Below are 18,056 nucleotides of genomic sequence, written 5' to 3'. Positions count from 1 at the left end.
GAACAGACAAGTGACAAGCGATAGGAGACGAATTTCCGTGAGCACGGTGCTGTTGGTGCACGCCAAGGGCGGTCCGCCGCTCGGCCATGTCCTGTCCCGGGCAGCCGCGCGAGCGGACGTGCACCTGCTGGCGCTCAGCGCGCTTCCGCCGTCGGTCGCCGCGTCCGCGGAGCGCCTGTGCGCCTCGGTCGTGACGCCCACCGACGCGGAGCGGTCCGACCTGGTCTCGTTGATCGTCTCGCGGGCCGGAGCCGTCGGCGCGGACGCGGTCCTCACCTTCTCCGAGTACGCGGTCGTGGCCGTCGCCGAGGCGTGTGAGGCGCTCGGTCTCGCCGGGGCGGGAGACGCCGCCGCGCTCGCCCGCGACAAGCGGATGATGCGGCACACCTGGCACCGGCACGGCCTGCCGCAGCCCGCGTTCCGTCCCGTCGCCACGCAGGCGGACCTGCACGAGGCCGTCGCCACCCTGACTGCTCCCCTGCTGCTGAAGGCGGCCTGGAGCGCCGGTTCCACCGCCCACCAGATCATCGGCTCCCCGCAGGAGGCCGACACCGCCTGGCGGCGCTCGCGCGAGACCATGGACCAGTCCGCCCGGCTGGGCTTCGCCGAGCTCCATGTGGCCGAGGCGGCCGGGCACTTCGTGGTCGAGGAGATCGTGACCGGCGACACCGCGGGCTGGTTCGACGAGCCCGGCTGGGGCGACTACGTCAGCGTCGAGGGCGTGGTGACCGGCGGCGTCTTCCGGCCGGTCTGCGTCAGCGGCCGGATGCCGACGGTGCAGCCGTTCACCGAGCGCGCCGGCATCACCCCCGCGCTGCTTCCGGCCGACCTCCAGGATCGCGTCGTGGCCCTCGCCCGGGAGGCCGTGGACGCCCTCGGCCTGCGCGACTGCGGCACCCACACCGAGATCAAGCTCGGCGCCGACGGGCGGATGTGGCTGATCGAGACGGCCGCCCGGTTCGGCGGCGCGATGACCGTCCCGCAGATCGAGGAGGTGTTCGGGCTCGACGTCGTCGGCATGCTCGTGGACCACCTGCTGGGCCGTCCGGTCGACTGGCCCGAGCGGGTCCTCGGCCCGGAGCAGGCACGGGGCGCCGCGGGTTCCCTCGTCGTCCTCGCGGTGGACGGCCACGGCGCGGCCTGGCGGGACCGCAGGCTGTGGGACTTCCCCGTGGTGCGGGAGGCCGTCGCGCTGAGCGAGGGCAGCACGCTCTCGGTCGTACCGGAGAGTTCCCTGCCCGACGGCAGCACCGTGCCGGTCTACGACCCCGCCGGCGGTGCCAACACGATGGCGGCCCTGTGCCTGCTCTCCGCCACCGACGCGCGCACCGTGCTGCGGGACTTCACGGCTCTGGTGGACGCGCTGCCCCACGTGCTGCCGCCCGCCGTGCCCGCCGCGCCGCGGTCCGGCGCCCCGGCCGCCCGGCCCCGTTCCGAAGCCGCACCGCCACCGTCCCCTGCCCGCCCGCGTGTCCGGCCGGCCGTACCGTCCGAGGGAGTCGCCGTATGACCACCACCCAGCTCCCCGTCGGCGTCGCGGACCCCGCGACCGACCGCACGGTCGTCGGCGAGAACCTCTCGCTGCCGCTGTTCCGTACGCTGTCCGGAGTCCTGGCAGGCCACCCGTACCTCAAGGTCGTCGTCGACCGCGCCGAGGCCACCTGGCACCTGCTCGACACGGCCGCGCACCCCTTCCACGTGAACTACATCGCCACCCGCGTCCTCGGCATGGACCTCGCCGAACTCGACGCCCGGCTGGACGAGTTCAACGCGTCCGTCTACATGGACCCCGAGCGCCGCTTCCTGCTCGGGGTGCTGTCCCTGCACACCGACGAGGACCGGGAGGGCCGGGAGGACCGCGAGCGCACCTTCCTCGTACTGGAGACGACCGAGGCCGACACCATGCACGGGGAGCTGCTGGAATTCTTCTATCTCTTCGTCCGGGAGCGTGTGGACGGAAGGTTGCCGCTCCTGCTCAAGCCCGCCAACCACGGCCAGGAGGAGGCGCTGGCCTCGGTCAGTGAGCAGCGGGTGCCGCGCATCCTCGGCCACCAGCTCTTCGGCTCCAGGGTCCGCATGCCGCTCAACACCGGGGAAGCCACCGGCCGGCTGCGCTGCTTCGAGACCGTGGCGGAGTACGAGGCGGCGGCCGGCGGGCTCGGCTGGTCGGACATCGTCGCCATGCCCTGCCTGCCGGACGGTGTGCAGCGGGTGGCCGGGTTCATCAACACCGCGCCCATCACCCCGCTGTCCCACACCAACGTCCTCGCCTCCGGATGGGGCATCCCCAACGCGGTCGTCCGCGACCTGGACCAGCTCGTCGAGAAGGACGGGCTGGACGGGGCCTGGGTCCGCTACCGGGTCCGCGAGGACGAGATCACCCTGGAGCGGCTGGAGCAGGCCCCCGAACTGCGCGCCCCGGCCTGGCACCAGCAGCGCATCCGCCTGGAACCGCCGCTCCTGGAGGACGCGCCCGTACTCTCCCTGCACCGGCTGCGCAGCGCCGACCGGGACCGCTACGGCACCAAGGCGGCCAACCTCGGGGAGCTGCACCACGTGCTCGACAGCCGCACGGCCGACCTCACCACGTTCTACGGCCGCCCCCGCCCGCCCCGTAAGGACCTGTACGGGCACCTCGCGGCCCGGCTCGGCCTGGACGCGCCCTCCGCCGCCGAACTCCGGGCGGCCGCGTCCTCCTTCGTGGCCGGCACCGTCGCGGCCCCCGAGGGTGTGGCCCTGCCGTTCTCCCTCCTGCACCGTTTCCTCACCTCCTCCCCCGCGCTCCAGCAGGGCATCGGCAAGCTGAAGATGGCGCTCGAACTCGACGCCACGAACGTCCTCGACCCGCTCTGCCTCCAGCTCCAGCACCTGATCCGGCACACCGCGATGCCCGACTCCGTCACCGGGGAGATCACCCGGGCCTTCCCCGCCCCGCTCGCCGCGGGCGGCCGTCTCGTGGTGCGCTCCTCCTCCAACGCCGAGGACCTGCCGGGCTTCTCCGCGGCCGGGGTCTACGACTCCGTCACCACCGTCCACGGCACCGGCGAACTCCTCGATGCCGTACGGCAGGTGTGGGCCTCCCTGCTCTCGCCGCGCAGTGTGCGGCTGCGCCACCAGGTGGGCATATCCCTGGACGACACCTACATGGGCGTGATCATCCAGGAGTACGTCCCCGCCGCGCTCGGCGGCGTCCTGGTAACCTGCGACCCCACCCGGCGCGGTGACTTCCGCAACGTCTACCTCAACTGTTCGCCGGGCTCGCCCGAACAGGTCGTCGAGGGCGAGGTGCTGCCGCAGCAGTACCTCTACAACACCGTCGAGGGCGGCGGACGCACCGTCGCCCTCGGTTCCTGGAACGAGGGGCTGCCCGCCGCCACGCGGGCCCGGCTCGCCGACCTGTCCCTGACCGGCCGTCTGCTGCAGTCCCACTTCAGCGCCCCCGAGGTGGACGACCCCCTGGACATCGAGTGGCTGCTGACCGACCAGGGCGACTTCCGCCTGGTCCAGATCCGCCCCTACGCGCTGTGAGCCCCCGCCTCCCGCGCTCCGCGGCGCGGCCCGCGGCCACGCCCCTGACCGGCACCGCCCGCCGTATCATCCGCCTCAACTACGGCTTCCAGCTGCTGTTCAACCTGCTGTGGTGGATGCCGGTGTTCTACGCCTACCAGAAGGACGCCGGCCTCTCCGACGGGCAGATCTTCGGTATCCAGAGCATCTACTACGTGGCCTTCTGCCTCTTCGAGATCCCGACCGGGCTGATCGCCGACCGCATCGGTACCCGCAACTGCCTGCGGGCCGGCGCCGTCGTGATGACGGCCGCAAATCTCGCCCCGGTGGTCAGTTCCTCGTACTCCGGTTTCCTCGTCCACTTCCTCGCCATCGCCGCCGGCCGCTCCCTCACCTCGGGTGCGGCCAGCGCCTACCTGTACGACGGGCTGCGCGCCGAGCGGTGCGAGGAGCACTACCTCAAGGCGGAGGGGACCGCCCGGGCCCTGGGACTCGCCGCGAAGATCCTGTGCTGGCCCCTGGTCGGGCCGCTGATGGTCCTCGTCCACCCGGCCCCGTACCTCCTGAGCGCCCTGAGCGCGGCGGGTTCCCTGGTATGCGTCATCGCGCTGCCCCGGACAGCAGCGCCCTCCCGGGCTCGCGGTACGGCCGCGCCGGGCCGGGCGCCGAGGGGCGGGCGCGGCACCTCACTCGGCGACGCGAAGGCCGCGCTGCGCTGCGTCGTCTCCTCGCCGTGGCTGGCGCTGGTCATGGTGCAGGGCGTGGCCGTGTTCACCCTGTCCAGGATCTGCCAGGTCAACCTCTTCCAGCCGATCCTGCTCGACCACGGCATCGGCGAGTCCGCGCACGGCGGGGTACTCGCCGCCATGACGGTGGCGGAGGCCGTGGGCTCGGCCCGCCCCCAGTGGCTGGGCCGCCGCCTGACACCGGTGGCCTGGGTCTCCGTCCTCAGCCTCGTCCTCGCGGGCACTCTGGCGGGCATCACCCTCGGCGGGCCCTGGGCGGTCGTCGCTCTCCTCTGCGTGTTCGCCGCCGCGGCCGGCTTCGCGTACCCGATCCAGCGCAAACTGGTCAACGACGCCGTACCTGCCGGCGCCCCGCGGGCCACCCTCCTGTCGGTCGAGTCGATCGTGGACCGCGCGGTGTGCGCGCTGGCGGCCGTCGCCGTGGGCGCCTACCTCTCCGCAGGCCATCTGGACGCCCTGCTCTGGCACAGCGCCCTGGCGACGGCGGTGCTGCTCGGCGCCTTCCAACTGGTCCTGCGGAGCATGCGGTCGCGGGGCGGTGCAGGTGGGATGACGGTCGAGGCTGCGGCCCTGGAAGCGGCGGAGCGGCCGGATTCCGAGGCGGCAGAGGAGCCGGGCGTACGTACGGGCGCAGGCGCACACGCAACTGTTCAGGCCCCCCGGCGGGAGCCGTACGCCAGACACTCGACCACTCGGACCGGGAGGTAGGCGGGAAGGAAGGGCCGTCCGACCCGATAGGCCACGTAACCGAGCGAAGCCGCCACGTACGTCTCCTTGGCGGTCTCCCCCTCGTAGACGAGGCGACAGCCGTGCGCCGCGGCCTTGGCGCGCTTCCAGAGGGCGGGCGCCGGCTTACGCTCCGCCTCGGTACGCGGAGTGAGAATCCGGTCGCCGAAGTCCTCCCAGGCGAACGGGACGGGCCCCTTCCATGCGCCGTCGACCTCCTTCTTCAGGGCGGCAGCGCGCTCGGCATCCGTTTTGCCCCACGAGGACGGCACGTTGGTGATCAGCCCGACCTCGATGTGCCGCTCCCGCAACGTGCGCAGGTACGCGGCCGCACCCGGCAGGTAGCTGATGCCGGAGTCCGCGGCCGTGTGCACCAGAGTCTCGCCCAGATCGAAGTAGACGATGGCACAGCCGCGCGCCGAAGGTGTCCGCGCCCCGGCCGGAACGCCGTGCGACACGTCCGCCGGCACGGCCGCACTCGCCGCGGTACCCAGCATGACCGACGCCAACGCGGCGGCCGGCAACACGAGACCGGTACGGAAACCGCTACGGAAGAAGCCACGGAAGGAGGTTCTCTGCATGGCGTTCGCGCCTCTCTCTTCGACGCGCCACACAGACGCGCCCCCGTCAGGTGCGTGACAAACGGACGCACGAAGCACCCCTACGGCCCCTCGCACCCCCGGAAGAGACCCGCTCCCCCGTCATCGCTGCTTCCCGCCATACCCCTGAACAGCACACGCCACTCGCCGGGACGCCACCGAGCACGTCGGCCGTGGCCGGGGGTTCCGTGTCAGCAAGGAATCGCGCCGAAGGGCCCTCACCGGGCGTGCCCGCACAGCCGACGGCCTCGGATTCCCGCCAGCGAGCAGGGCGCCCACCGGTCGGCGTTCGGTTGCTCTTGGCAGGTTCTGGTGTGCCGGAGTGGGGTCTTCGCCCGGTGGATGCGACGACGGCCACCATCCGCCGGTCCGGGCCTGCGGCATCCGCAGGCGGTCACAGGAAGGCGAGGCCGGGCCTCCGCCGGAGGTCAGAGATCCGGTTGGCATGTGCTGCCACGGCGCAAGGAGGCCGTTCCCGCCTCGGGCGGATTGTCCGGAAGAAGCGTGGATGGCCACCGGAGCGCGGTGACTAAGCTCCGGCGTGCCCCGGCCCATCCCACCCACCCTCATCAGCGCGGCAGGCCCGCGCCGATGTGCCGTGCCCGCAGACGGGAGAAGCTCTGATGGCAGGCGAATCGAGCACGCGCACCGGAACCGGACCACAACCCGTAGGCCTGTCCGACGGCGTCATCGCCACGGTCGCGGGCACCGGTGCCGCCGGATATCTCTCCGACGGCGGGCCCGCACCGCTGACCAAGCTCCACCTCCCTCTGGGCCTCGCCGTCGACAAGCAGGGCAACCTCTACATCGCCGACCGCTACAACCACCGGGTCCGCAAGGTGACTCCCGACGGGATCATCACGACCATCGCGGGCAACGGTCAGGCGGGGTATGTCTCCGACGGCGGACCCGCCATCGCCACCAAGCTCAACGAACCCATCGACGTGGACGTCGACGACGCCGGCAACGTCTACATCGCCGACGGCGCCAATCACCGGGTCCGCAAGGTCACCCCCGCCGGCACCATCACCACGGTCGCCGGCACCGGCGAAGGGGGGTATGTCTCCGACGGCGGACCGGCCATCGCCACCAAGATCAACTATCCGCACGGCATCGCCGTGGACCGTGAGGAAAACCTGTACTTCAGTGAGTGGTCCAACCACCGGGTCCGCAAGGTGACCCCGACCGGGACCATCACCACGATCGCCGGCAACGGCCAGGCCGGGTACGTCTCCGACGGCGGACCGGCCACCTCCACCAAGCTCTACCACCCGTCCGGGCTGACCGTGGATTCCGAGGGGAACCTGTACATCGCCGATTTCCTCAACCACCGGGTCCGCAAGGTGACCCCTGTCGGCATCATCACCACCGTCGCGGGCAACGGCACCCCCGGATACATCTCCGACGGTGGGCCCGCCACCGCCACCAGCATCTCCCATGCCCACGGCTTGGCGCTGGACGCCGCGGGGAATCTGTACATCGGCGACAGCGGCAACCACCGCGTACGCAGGGTGTCCGCCAGCGGCACCATCACCACGGTCGCGGGCAACGGGATCGCCGGCTACATCGACGACGGCGGACCGGCCGCCGCCACCCGGCTCTACAACCCGGTCGGAGTGGCGCTGGACGCCGCGGGCAATCTGTACATCGGCGATTACGGCAACCACCGGGTCCGCGGCGTGACGGCCGTCGCCGACATGACCCCGCCGCTGCCGCCCGCCGCGGACCTGTACGGCGAGAGCGTCTCCCCGTACGCGGCCCAGCGCGGCCAGGTGTTCGACCTCGGCGTCCGGATCAAGAACCGAGGTCCCAACCCGGTCGACGGGCGCTTCGTCACCGTCGTACTGAACCTCGCCGACGGCCTGGCGGGCGTGCCGGCCACCGGCGACCGGCGGCTCACCCGCACCTTCACCGGTCAGCAGCTGTCGCCCCACCAGGGCTCCCTGGACGGCGTCTTCCGCGTCAGCGCACCCGATGCCACGCCTCCGGGCATCTACCACTCCACGCTGGAGATCCAGTACAGCGGCGACATCAACCTCAAGGACAACGCCGAGCGCCTGCCCGTGACGGTCGTCGTCCCCGCGCCGGTCGCCGACGAGACCGCCCTCACCGTCATCCAGGACACGATCCCCACCGCCGCGCCGGGGCAACGGACCGTTTTCACCGTGAAGTACATCTCCGGCACCGGCCAGCCGGTCAACCCGGGGGACATCGTCCAGCGCTTCACCGCGCCGGACGGCTTCACCTTCAGCGGTCAGCCCGCCTACGCCTACCACGACACCATCCACGGCATCATCACCGGCCCCCTCGACCACGGCGTGGAGGACTCCGGGCAGACCCTGGTCATCACAGCGAACCCGCACCTCAACACCACCACCAGCGACACGGGCTCGCTCATCTACACCATCCCGGTGCAGGCCCGGACGAACGCCTTGCCCGGCCGTTACGACAACGGTTCCGCGAGCATCGGGCGCCTCGCCCCGATACAGATATCCGGCACGATCACCGGCGTCCAGTCGGACCTCACCGCCCAGGTGGCCCAGACGCAGTCGCAGAAAGCACGCGTACGGCCGGGCGACCAGTGGGTGTACCCGGCGGTTCTGCAGGTCACCAACACCAGCCGACGCGCCATCGGCGCCGAGCAGATCGTGCTGACCGCTCCGCAGGGCATGCGGTTCGCCGAGGACCGGGTGGCGCTGTGGCACGAGGTCAGCGGCCAGGAAGTCGTCAACATCGGCCAGCGGTCGGCCGACGGGCGCCAACTCGTCTGCCGCCAGGCGCGGCTGGACATCGATCCGGGCAAGTGGGTCCTGATCTATCCGGCGATGGAGGCCGACTCCTTCGCGACTCCCGGCACGGTCGGTGTGACCCTCCAGGTCGGCAACCCGCCCTTCGCCGCGGGCCAGGCGTCGATCGTCATCGAGACCCCGTAGCACAAGCGCCGGGGCACCCGCCGCGGGTGCCCCGGTCCGTATCGCCCATCCCTCCCGGCAGGAAGCAGAGACATCACGCATGAGCACTCCCGCCACACCCCAGGGCCCCACGCCGCACGACCCCGAAGGCACCGGCATCCGAACCCTGGGCCATGCGAACCGCTTCGCCGTCTGGGACAGCGAGTTCCGCTACGACGGCCGCATCCGCGTCCCGATGGGGGTGAAGATCAAGGAGATCAGGTACTCGTACACGGGCAACGGGCAGGCGGACATCCCCGCCGCCGAGGTCAAGCGCGGGCGGAGCGGCATCGACCAGGAGTACGAGGTCATCGACCTCACCTTCCTCGACGACGCCGACCTGATCACCTTCACCCTGCGCGGCGACCTCAACGTCGACGCCGACCCCCGCCCCGCCTACAGCCGCACGTACCGGATCCGTGTCGACGTCACCCTCGACAACGGGGACGTCCGTACGGCCGACCCGGAGATCGAGGTGCTCGCGGGCGCCTGGCAGCAGAGCGACCCCGAGAAGGTCGGCCGTCCCTTCGTCCGGCTCCCGTACGACAACAACTGGGGCGGGACGCCCAACAGCCAGGCCGGATTCGGCTACGTGTCGGACAACGGCCGTATCCCCGCGGACAAGTTCATCATCGATCTGGTCAATCTGCGCCAGGGCGAGCAGGGCGTGTCCAGCAACAACAGTGACCACGTCTACTACCAGCTCGTCCACGAGGACGGCACGCCCTCGCACTACACCCCGACTCCCCAGCTGCAGAAGGCCGAAGGGCACAAGGACAGCGGTACCGGCCGCAAGACCGCGCTGCCCGCGATCGACCTGCGGCAGCTCGGCGACAAGCCGGGCTACTACCGCTTCCTGGTCTGGCCGCAGTCCGTCAATCCCGACGGCTCCCCCAGCACCCTGCGTTGGGACGAGGCCAAGCCGGAGGACGCCTTCCAGCTCGGCAGCGTCTACTACCGGTACACGGCGCCGCGCAGCGTCGACACCGGCCTGCGGGCCACCGTCAAGACGCGGACGCTGACGGCGACCGCGGGCCAGGACCGCTGGATCTACCCGCCCTTCGTCGTCCGCAACACCGGCCGGCACACCATCGGCACCGTCAAGGCGGTCTTCACCGCCCCCGAGGGGCTGCGGTTCACCGAGGACCGGGTGGCGTTCACCCGCTGGGAGGACGAGCACCACGAGATCGTCGCCACGGGTGCGCTGTCGGCCGACCACCGCACCCTCACCTGCCCGGCCGTACCGCTGGACCTGGTGCCCAGCGGGCCGGGCAAGGACGCCTGGGTCTCGGTCTACCCGGCGGTGGAGGTCGAGGCCACGGCCCCGGCCGGACGCGCGCAGGTCGGCATCCAGCTGGGCGAGCCGGTCTTCGCCACCGCGCAGGACACCATCGAGATCAGCCCCGGCAGCTGACCCGGGCAACGGGGCGCCCCGCACCCGGCGCGGCGCCCCGCTCCTCCCACGTACCCGGACCACACCGCTCCAGGAGCACCCGCATGCGATGGCCCCGCCCCGGACGACGCCCGGCTCCCCGCGCCCGCCACGACAGGACGGCCGCGGTCCCCCGGGCCGCGGCCCCGCACATCCTCGCGCTGCTCCCCGCCCACAACGAGGCCGAACGCATCGCCGCCGCGATCGCGGCGCTGCACCGCCAGGAACGTCCGCCGCACCGCATCGTCGTCGTGGCCGACAACTGCACCGACGCGACCGCGGCGACCGCCCGGGCCAACGGGGCCACCGTCATCGAGTCGCGCGACAACCGGCACAAGAAGGCCGGCGCCCTCAACCAGGCCCTCGGCCGGTTCCTGACCGCCCTCGACGACACCGACATGGTCCTCGTCCAGGACGCCGACACCATGCTCCAGCCGTCCTTCCTCGCCAGCGCCCTCGCCGCCATGGACACCACCGTCGGAGCCGTCGGCGGCATCTTCTACGGCGAGAAGGGCGGCGGTCTGCTCGGAGCGCTCCAGCGCATCGAATTCCACCGCTACGCCCGCGAAATAGCCCGGCGGGAATCCCGGGCCGACGTGCTCACCGGCACCGCCACCCTCTTTCGCGTCGCGACCCTGCGCGAAGTGCGGCGAGCCCGCCTCGACGGTCTCATCGGCGGCGGCGCCTCCTACTACTCCCTCGCCTCCCTCACCGAGGACGACGAGATCACCAAAGCCGTCAAGACGCTGGGCTACCGCACCGTTTCCCCGCCCGGCTGCGGTGTCGTCACCGAGGTCATGATCAGCCTGCCCAAGCTCTGGCACCAGCGGCTGCGCTGGCAGCGCGGCGCCCTGGAGAACCTGCGCGACTACGGCTGGACGAGGGTCACCGCCCCGTACTTCCTCCGCCAGGGCTTCATGGGCCTGTCCGTCCTCTTCCTCGCCCTCTACCTCGTCTTCACCGGATGGATGCTGGCCCGGGGGAAGCCGGAGTTCACCCCTTTCTGGATCGCCGTCGGCCTCGTCTTCGTCGTGGAAAAAGCGGTCACCGCGCGCGGGGCCGGCTGGAAGTCCCAGGTGCTGGCCGGCACGCTGGCCGTCGAGCTGGCCTACGACATGTTCCAGCACGCCGTCTACATCCGCTCCCTGTGGGACATGGCCCGCCGCAGGGAGGAGCACTGGCGCGCCACCTGAGCCCCGTCACGGCTCACCGTTCATCGTCCGGCACCGTCATCGGGGGGCAGATCGCGTGTACGGAGCACTGCCACCAGCCGGAGCGCTCGGTGTCGGCGGGGCGTCGGCGCTCTCGGTGAAGGGTCTCGCGCGGCCCGGGTCCGGCTTCCAGGCACTGGCCACCGTGGTCGCGGCGACAACGCTCGTCATGGCGGGAGCGTCCCTCTGCAAGCTTCTGCCGCCCCGGCGCCAGGTGGTTCAGGCGTTGACCGCTGTACAGCCACCCCGACGGGACGTCCACGGACGGCGACTGCCGCAGGGTGATACGGCCTGGGTCGCGGTGCCCTGAGGAGGCGCCGGGCGGTCGGGGACGGGTGGTGAGGTCGGCCGAGCCTCCTGGACACACACTTCCGCTCAACTCGCCGGGTTCCGGCACCCTACCGGCGCACTCCCGCGGAGCGGGCGGAGCGCGTGGCCGGGTGGGCGTGCAGGTAGAGGTGTGTCTCGGGGGCGCCCATGATGCCGGTGCCCGGCCGGGCATCGAGTTCCTCGACCCTCAAGCCGGCTTGTCCGGCGCGGTGGAGCAGGTCCTGGCGGGTGCACCGGGGCGGGTGGTACGTGCCGGAGAGGCCCTTGACGGGGGCGCCGCCGGGGCGTTCCGGGACGCCGACGAGAACCGTTCCGCCGGGCCGGGTGAGGGAGGCGAACCGGGCCAGCGCCGAGACGAACACCGGCTCGGGGAGGTTCATCAGGCAGAAGAAGCTGACCACGGTGTCGAACGTGCCCAGGTCGGCGGCCTGCTCGCTGAGCAGGTCCACTTGCAGGAAGCGGGCCCCGGGCACATTGGCGCGTGCCGCGGTCAGCATCGCTTCCGACACGTCGATCCCCGTGACGTCCAGCCCGGCCGCGGACAACTGCGCACAGGTCGGTCTGCCGGTACCGCAGCCCGCGTCCAGGACCCGGGCTGCGCGCGGCAGCCGCGGCAGCAGCCGCTCGACGGCAGCGATCTGGGACTGCTGGTGCCGCGGGGCTTCCTCGGCGTACTGCGCGGCGACCTGATCGGCCACCTCCGCGGCTTCCCGGCCGTATGGTGTCATTTCCTCGGCGGCCATCAAAAAGCCGCCTTTCGAGTGCGGTGCATGTGCATGGCTTTCCCGTTCGCCGATCCGGTACGCGGCGCCTTGCCGAGGTTTTGGCGCGAGCGCGCGCCGGGGCATTCATTGGGCGCAAGGCCCTGTTCCGAAACATTCTTGTGGGCCGAATGAGTGGATCGCGCAGGGGGCGAGGTCGACGTCGCCCGCCCCCGGGCACCCGTAGGACGTAACGCGCTCTGGTTGCGAAAGGCAGAGCCGCGGCCGACCGTGGGAATCGGCTGCGGCGACTTCGCCGGGCGTATTCCGTATGTCATCCGGGGAGATCAGGAGGTTCGGCATGGGCGCGTCGCGGTCTGCCGTCACCTTTCGCACACGGCCTTTCACCGACCGGTGCGACCGCATCCGGCAGCGTGGCGATCACGCGCTGATCGGGGTGAGCACGAACAACAGCTACTTCAGCGCCGAACGACTCACCGCTCTGGTGCACTGGGCCCAGGGGCATTTCCGGGCCGTCGACATCATCTGCGCGGACCTTCACATAGATACCGTGCTGACCGCCGAGGGCGCGGCCCCCGAGAACGTCGGACGGCGTGCTCGCAGACGCGTCACCGACGTGCGCCGCAGGATCCGCAAGGCCGTCGACGCGGCATCGCCCGACGGGCCACGGCCCGGCTCCCACCTGCTGTCGGATTTCCAGGGAAATCCGGCTTACCAGAGCCTGCGGTCCGATATCGACAGGGCCCTGCGTGAGGACCCGGAATTCGCGAACGCCTGCCATGACATGATCCGCCTCCATCTGCTGGGCCGCCCGCAAGGGGCGGACGATATCGATTTCGGTACCTCGGGCAACGGCCCTGGGGACGCGGCGGAACACCGGCGTTTCCAGGCCGGTCTGCAGTACCTCGGCGGCGAACTGCCCTTCTTCGTGGACACCCCGAGCATTCTCGGCGTTCCCTCATCGGTCTCCTGCTACCACCTGTTCACCCCCATTCTCGGTCCCTTGTGCATGCGGGACAACGGCCTGCGGGCCGCGGACAACCAGGCGTTCCTGGCGGTGACACCGGATGAGGCTCCGCACCGGCCGCCCCACTCCGGCCCTCCGAAAGGCACGGGGAATTCCGCGCCCGGCCGAACCCTCAGGTCCGTTAAGAACCGTCTCGTACGCGAAGACGGCCACGTCCCTCAGCCGGATATGTGCCGGAACATCTCCTCGGAGAACGGAGTCTGATGTGAACGGACAGCCAACGTCGGCCGGGGCCCCGGCGCCCGCAACCGTCCCGATTGCCGAGGAAGCGGGCCGGGCTCCTCGGGTGGACGGGCACAAGGCGGCCTGCCCGGCCGCGGAGAGCTTCCCCCTCCCCGGCGAGCACGCCGGATACGCCGGGCACGCCGGTCAACCCGCGGATGTGGATGTGGCCTTCCCGCTCTCCCGGCGCGGTGACATCGTCCCCGCCGAGTGCGCCTGGCTGCGCGAACACCGCCCGGTCGCCCGGGTGCGCACGCTGGCCGGCGACCCGGCATGGCTGGTGTCCACCTACGACCTGGCCACCCGCGTCCTGGACGACGAGAACTTCAGCCTGTCCGCCACCGCCGCCCCCGGCGCGCGCCAGCAATACGCGGCCACCTTCCCCATCCAGATCCGCAAGAACCTGGCGCGCATCAAGGACGAGGGGATGCGGGACGCCGTGATGCGGGCCCTGTCACCCCGCGAGATCAAGCGGGCCACCGAGCACTTTCGCCGGCGGGCCGACGCGCTGATCGGCGAAGTGCTGGCCGAGGGCCCGCCGATCGACCTCAAGGACCGGTTCACCGACCCGTACACCGCGTACGTGATGTGCACCGTCCTGGGACTGCCCGACACCGACTGGCGTCGGCTGATGAGCGGCCTGGACATCAGCATCATGACCGCGCCCGGCCCGTTCGAGGGAGCCCTTGCCAACTGGGACAAGGGGATGTCCTACATGTCGGAGTGTCTGCGGGCGCCCGGTGCCACCGATGCGCCCGGCCTGCTCGGCGCGCTGGCGCGGGTCCGCGCCGGAAGCGACGGCACGGAGGGCCCGGGCACCGACGAGCACCTGACGATGACGCTGCACAGCCTCTTCGAGGCGGGGGCGGTCAGCACGTCCGCCTTCCTCACGTCGGCGGTCATGCTGCTGCTGCGCGACGACGACCGACGACGGTGGCTGGGTGAGCACCCCGAGGCCATCGGCCCGGCGGTGGAGGAACTGCTGCGGTACAACCTGTCCATCGGTGACGCACTGCCGCGCATCGCCAGCCAGGACACGGAGTTGGCCGGTACGCCCATCGCCGCGGGCGACCTCGTCCTCGTCCTGGTCGAAGGCGCCAACCACGACCCGGCCGTCTTCCACGCGCCGGACAGGCTGGACCTGACACGGACCCCCAACCCGCACCTGGCGTTCGGCAGCGGACGGCACTACTGCCCGGCCACCGCACTGGCCCGCGCCCACGCGGCCACCGCGCTCACCGTCCTGCTCCGGCGCCTGCCCGCACTGCGCCTCGCCATCCCCGCCGAGGAAGTCGACTGGCGCTCCGGCTGGATCAAGCGCACGCCCGAACGCCTGCCGGTGCTGTGGTGACATGCTCAGCCAGGAGACCGCCCCGGAGGCGACCGGTTCCGCGACGACGGCAGCGGCGTTCTTGCGCCTGTTGCGCTCCCGGGCGGTGGTGCGCCGCTACACCGACGAGCCGGTGGCCGACGCGCTGCTGGCAGAGCTGCTGGACGTGATGCCGACGGCGCCCACCGCCGCCAACAAGCAGGCGTGGGCGTTCGTGGCCGTCCGGGACCCGTACGCCGTGCGCTGTCTGCGGGCCTTCGCACCGGGCATGATCGGCCTGCCGCCGCTGGTGGTGGCGGCCTGTTTCGACCGCGACCGCGCCGTACGCGAGGACAGCGGCTCCCAGGACACCGGGCTGCTGTGCGTGGCCATGGCCGTGCAGAACCTGCTCCTGGCCGCGCACGCGTCGGGCCTGGGCGGTTGCCCCGTCAGCAGCTTCTCGCGCACCGCCGTGCACCGCCTGCTCGCCCTGCCGCACCACCTCGAACCCGTCCTGCTCGTACCGGTCGGCCACCCGGCCGCCCCGGTACGCCCCTCCGCCCGACGCGACCGCGACGAGGTGATCCACCATGACGTCTGGACCTCCCCCACCGCCGCGTCAGCCGGACCTTGACGATGACATCGTCCTGCTGGCCGCCTTCCTCCTGAGCAGCGGCCACGGCCTGCTGGACGAGCCCCCGGCCTACGGCCCGGCCCGCTGCGCCGACGGCGCCCGCCGCGCCCTGGAACTGCTCGACACGCACGGCACCCCGGACCCGGCCCTGACGCGGGTCCGCGAGCAGTTGGAGAACGCGATGTGCGGCTCCATGGCCGACGTCGACCTCCCCTCCCTGCTCCGGACCACCTGCGATCAGGTCCTGGACGTGGTCATGGCCCGCCGGGCGGGCGCTTCCCGCCTCCTGTGAGGCGTTCCGTCCACCGCTGCCCGTCCGCGGGGCGGCTCAGCCCTTGCGCAGTCCTCGGAAGAACTGGCGCAGGTCGCCCACCAGGAGGTCCGGGGCGTCGTGGGCGGCCCAGTGGCTGCCGCGGTCGAACTCGTTCCACGACACGATGTTGCCGTGGTCGCGCTCCGCGAACTTACGGGTCGGGCGGAAGTCGTACGCGAAGCTCGCCAGCCCCGTCGGGGCGGTCGTCGGCTCCGTGGGGTGCTCGGTGTGCCGGTCCTCGTAGTACAGACGGGCCGAGGAGGCGGCGGTGTTCGTCAGCCAGTAGATCGTGGCGATGGTCAGTACGGTGTCCGGGTCCACGGCCGTGCCCAGCAGCTGGCCGATCCAGGCGAGCTGGCCGGCGGGCGAGTCGGCGAGCGCGTGCGCGAGGTTCTGCGGCTTGGTGGCCTGCAGGTCGGCGAAGGCCGACATCTCGCTGTTGAAGTCCTGGAGGAACCGCAGTGCCGCCAGCTCCTGCTCCTCCAGGCCGTCGAACTCGCCCGGGGTGCCGTTCGGGAAGGAGAAGAGCTGGTTGACGTGTACGCCGATGACGTTCTCCGGGTTCTGCCGTCCCTGCTCGGGGGCGACGTACGCGCCGGCGTCGTTGCCGTGCACCCCGTAGCGCTGGTAACCGAGCCGGCGCATCAGCTCCGCCCAGGCGGCGGCGATCCGGTGCCGGTTCCAGCCGGGCCGGCGCGTGGGGCCGGAGAAGCCGAAGCCGGGGAGGTCGGGGATGACGACGTGGAAGGCGTCGGCCGGGTCCGCCGGGTTGGTGAGGCCCTCGATGAGGCCGGTGTACTCGACGAAGGTGTTCGGCCAGCCGTGGGTGAGGATCAGCGGGGTGGCGTCCTGGTGCGGCGAGCGCACGTGCACGAAGTGGATGGTCTGGTCTTCGATGGTGGTGGTGAACTGCGGGTACGCGTTGAGCCGGGCCTCGTGCTCACGCCAGTCGTACGTGGTGCGCCAGCGCTCGACCAGGTCCTTGACGTACGACAGGGGCACGCCGCGCTCCCAGCCGGGCTGCACCGGGCCCGTCGGGGCGGCGTCGGGGTCCGAGGGCAGTTCTTCGGTCCAGCGCGTGCGGGCGAGCCGGTCGCGCAGGTCGTCGAGGTCGGCTTGCGGGATGTCGATCTGGAATCGCTTGATCTCTGTCATGCGACACAGCCTGTCGTGGCCTGTGACCTGCATCAACGGCGAAGTGCAACACGGTCGTGATGCCAGACGCAAGGATGCGGACGCCGCCGCGCGGGGCGGTCGGGACGTGTGGGGCGGTCGGGATGCCTGGTGTGGCGAAGAGCCCGTGCACAGCCGGGAGGCCGGCGCGGCCGGGCGACACAGCCGGGCCCCTCGGGCGGAAGCGCCGGGTCACCCGGCATCGGCGGTGAACGCCGCCGCGCACTCGGCGAACGCCGATGCCAGCTGCTCCTGCGGCCCGGCCACCCACACCGCCCGCACCGCAACCGGCGGCAGTCCGGTCAGCGGGACCAGGGCAACGCCCGGGCGGCCGTACGCCTCCAGCAGCGAGGTGAACGTCAGATGCGCGCACTCGCCCTCGGCGACGATGCGCAGCACGTCCTCGACGTACCCGGCGGGCAGCCGTCGCAGGTGCACGGTCCGTCCCGCGGGCGTGGTCGCCGGTGCCCAGTGCTCGCCGAACCACGCCGGCAACTGCGGATAGATCACCGGATGCCCGCCCGCGGCCAGTTCCTCGATGTCGACGGTGTCGTGCCCGGCCAGCGGGTGCCCGGAGCCGAGCATGACGGCCCGCGGTTCGCGGTGGATCACCGGACCGATGCGCAACGGGAGCTCGGCGGGCGCCGAGGCCGGGGGCATCCAGGTCACGAAGACGTCGACGGGCCACTCCTTGCCGAGCCAGCGGAACAGGTCCGTGGTCGGCAGCCCCGACGCGACGACCCGGCACTCCGGGTGGCTGCGCTCGAAGGCCCCGACCAGTCCGGTCCGCAGCTTCTCGGGCACGGTGGTGGAGAAGCCGACGCGCAGCACTCCGCCGCCGAGCGCACCCGCGCGCCGCACGTCGTCCAGGACGCGCTCGATCTGGATGTAGGCAGCGCGCAGGCCCGCGTAGAGCTGCGCGCCGTGCGGGTTCAGCGTGACGGAACGACTGCTGCGCACGAACAGCTGGGTGCCCACCCGGCGCTCCACCGCCCGTATGAGGTGGCTGACCCGCGAAGTCGACAGGCGCAACCGCTCCGCGGCCCGCCCGAAGTGCAGTTCTTCGGCGACGCTGAGGAACGCTTCTATTTCCCGTGTCTCCAGCATGTGCGCGGCGTCTCTTCTTCTCGGTCCGATGTCAGGGGCGGCGAGGC

Annotated in this window: 14 protein-coding genes; 10 read left to right on the top strand and 4 right to left on the bottom strand. The window is 71.6% G+C overall.

Translation table 11 applies throughout. The features are described from left to right. Positions 1-37 precede the first annotated feature (37 nt). From IH45_RS0101315 to IH45_RS01000000142950, 3 genes are read left to right on the top strand one after another with little or no spacing between them, the layout of a single operon-like run. Positions 38-1,510 (top strand): ATP-grasp domain-containing protein, encoded by a 1,473-nt coding sequence (locus IH45_RS0101315; RefSeq protein ID WP_030659956.1) that lies wholly within the window; start codon positions 38-40, stop codon positions 1,508-1,510. Next, positions 1,507-3,528, top strand: coding sequence for a PEP/pyruvate-binding domain-containing protein (locus tag IH45_RS0101310; protein WP_030659954.1), 2,022 nt, complete (start codon positions 1,507-1,509; stop codon positions 3,526-3,528). The genes IH45_RS0101315 and IH45_RS0101310 overlap by 4 nt, the downstream gene beginning before the upstream one ends. Beyond that, a complete protein-coding gene (locus IH45_RS01000000142950; protein WP_030659952.1) occupies positions 3,525-4,961 on the top strand; it encodes an MFS transporter in 1,437 nt (478 codons plus the stop codon). The genes IH45_RS0101310 and IH45_RS01000000142950 overlap by 4 nt, the downstream gene beginning before the upstream one ends. Here the strand turns inward: IH45_RS01000000142950 and IH45_RS0101300 are convergent. Beyond that, complete coding sequence (locus tag IH45_RS0101300) at positions 4,904-5,560, bottom strand: hypothetical protein (protein WP_030659950.1); 657 nt, start codon at positions 5,558-5,560, stop codon at positions 4,904-4,906. The two genes, IH45_RS01000000142950 and IH45_RS0101300, sit on opposite strands and share 58 nt — an antisense overlap. A gap of 641 nt (positions 5,561-6,201) precedes the next feature. Between IH45_RS0101300 and IH45_RS1000000146085 the strand changes: the two genes are divergently transcribed. From IH45_RS1000000146085 to IH45_RS0101285, 3 genes are all read left to right on the top strand, one after another. Next, entirely contained in the window at positions 6,202-8,511 is a 2,310-nt protein-coding gene (locus IH45_RS1000000146085; RefSeq protein ID WP_078897107.1) for an NHL repeat-containing protein, read from the top strand. Positions 8,512-8,590: 79 nt separating this feature from the next. Beyond that, on the top strand, positions 8,591-9,943 hold the full coding sequence (locus IH45_RS0101290) for a hypothetical protein (protein ID WP_030659946.1): 1,353 nt from the start codon (positions 8,591-8,593) through the stop codon (positions 9,941-9,943). An 83-nt stretch (positions 9,944-10,026) separates the two neighbouring features. After that, complete coding sequence (locus IH45_RS0101285) at positions 10,027-11,154, top strand: glycosyltransferase (protein WP_078897105.1); 1,128 nt, start codon at positions 10,027-10,029, stop codon at positions 11,152-11,154. 416 nt (positions 11,155-11,570) lie between these two features. On the opposite strand, the gene IH45_RS1000000144925 is transcribed toward IH45_RS0101285, so the two are convergent. Continuing rightward, positions 11,571-12,245, bottom strand: a complete 675-nt coding sequence (locus IH45_RS1000000144925) for a class I SAM-dependent methyltransferase (protein WP_158812841.1) — start codon at positions 12,243-12,245, stop codon at positions 11,571-11,573. 319 nt (positions 12,246-12,564) lie between these two features. On the opposite strand from IH45_RS1000000144925, the gene IH45_RS1000000149675 reads away from it, so the two are divergent. The 4 genes from IH45_RS1000000149675 to IH45_RS0101260 are packed head-to-tail and all read left to right on the top strand — an operon-like array spanning position 12,565 to position 15,708. After that, a complete protein-coding gene (locus IH45_RS1000000149675) occupies positions 12,565-13,455 on the top strand; it encodes a tRNA-dependent cyclodipeptide synthase (protein WP_050514430.1) in 891 nt (296 codons plus the stop codon). 1 nt (position 13,456) lies between these two features. Continuing rightward, on the top strand, positions 13,457-14,824 hold the full coding sequence (locus IH45_RS0101270; protein ID WP_234440390.1) for a cytochrome P450: 1,368 nt from the start codon (positions 13,457-13,459) through the stop codon (positions 14,822-14,824). Position 14,825: 1 nt separating this feature from the next. Then, positions 14,826-15,416, top strand: coding sequence for a nitroreductase family protein (locus tag IH45_RS0101265; RefSeq protein ID WP_050514429.1), 591 nt, complete (start codon positions 14,826-14,828; stop codon positions 15,414-15,416). Beyond that, entirely contained in the window at positions 15,373-15,708 is a 336-nt protein-coding gene (locus tag IH45_RS0101260) for a DUF6092 family protein (RefSeq protein WP_030659934.1), read from the top strand. The genes IH45_RS0101265 and IH45_RS0101260 overlap by 44 nt, the downstream gene beginning before the upstream one ends. Before the next feature lie 36 nt (positions 15,709-15,744). Here the strand turns inward: IH45_RS0101260 and IH45_RS0101255 are convergent, their stop codons facing one another. Both IH45_RS0101255 and IH45_RS0101250 read right to left on the bottom strand, forming a co-directional pair. Beyond that, positions 15,745-16,884, bottom strand: coding sequence for an epoxide hydrolase family protein (locus IH45_RS0101255; RefSeq protein ID WP_030659932.1), 1,140 nt, complete (start codon positions 16,882-16,884; stop codon positions 15,745-15,747). Positions 16,885-17,094: 210 nt separating this feature from the next. After that, on the bottom strand, positions 17,095-18,009 hold the full coding sequence (locus tag IH45_RS0101250) for a LysR family transcriptional regulator (protein WP_050514428.1): 915 nt from the start codon (positions 18,007-18,009) through the stop codon (positions 17,095-17,097). Positions 18,010-18,056 lie beyond the last annotated feature (47 nt).

Origin of the sequence: Streptomyces rimosus subsp. rimosus, assembly GCF_000720725.1 — a bacterium.
In the GTDB taxonomy this organism is placed as follows: domain Bacteria; phylum Actinomycetota; class Actinomycetes; order Streptomycetales; family Streptomycetaceae; genus Streptomyces; species Streptomyces rimosus_A.
This window is presented reverse-complemented; position numbering and strand designations above follow the sequence as displayed.

Bases quoted from the DNA above. Each gene is read 5' to 3' on its own strand.
- IH45_RS0101310 (WP_030659954.1), top strand. From the start codon at position 1,507: ATGACCACCACCCAGCTCCCCGTCGGCGTCGCGGACCCCGCGACCGAC.
- IH45_RS0101300 (WP_030659950.1), bottom strand. From the start codon at position 5,560: ATGCAGAGAACCTCCTTCCGTGGCTTCTTCCGTAGCGGTTTCCGTACC.
- IH45_RS1000000146085 (WP_078897107.1), top strand. From the start codon at position 6,202: ATGGCAGGCGAATCGAGCACGCGCACCGGAACCGGACCACAACCCGTA.
- IH45_RS0101290 (WP_030659946.1), top strand. From the start codon at position 8,591: ATGAGCACTCCCGCCACACCCCAGGGCCCCACGCCGCACGACCCCGAA.
- IH45_RS0101285 (WP_078897105.1), top strand. From the start codon at position 10,027: ATGCGATGGCCCCGCCCCGGACGACGCCCGGCTCCCCGCGCCCGCCAC.
- IH45_RS1000000144925 (WP_158812841.1), bottom strand. From the start codon at position 12,245: ATGGCCGCCGAGGAAATGACACCATACGGCCGGGAAGCCGCGGAGGTG.
- IH45_RS1000000149675 (WP_050514430.1), top strand. From the start codon at position 12,565: ATGGGCGCGTCGCGGTCTGCCGTCACCTTTCGCACACGGCCTTTCACC.
- IH45_RS0101265 (WP_050514429.1), top strand. From the start codon at position 14,826: ATGCTCAGCCAGGAGACCGCCCCGGAGGCGACCGGTTCCGCGACGACG.
- IH45_RS0101260 (WP_030659934.1), top strand. From the start codon at position 15,373: ATGACGTCTGGACCTCCCCCACCGCCGCGTCAGCCGGACCTTGACGAT.
- IH45_RS0101255 (WP_030659932.1), bottom strand. From the start codon at position 16,884: ATGACAGAGATCAAGCGATTCCAGATCGACATCCCGCAAGCCGACCTC.
- IH45_RS0101250 (WP_050514428.1), bottom strand. From the start codon at position 18,009: ATGCTGGAGACACGGGAAATAGAAGCGTTCCTCAGCGTCGCCGAAGAA.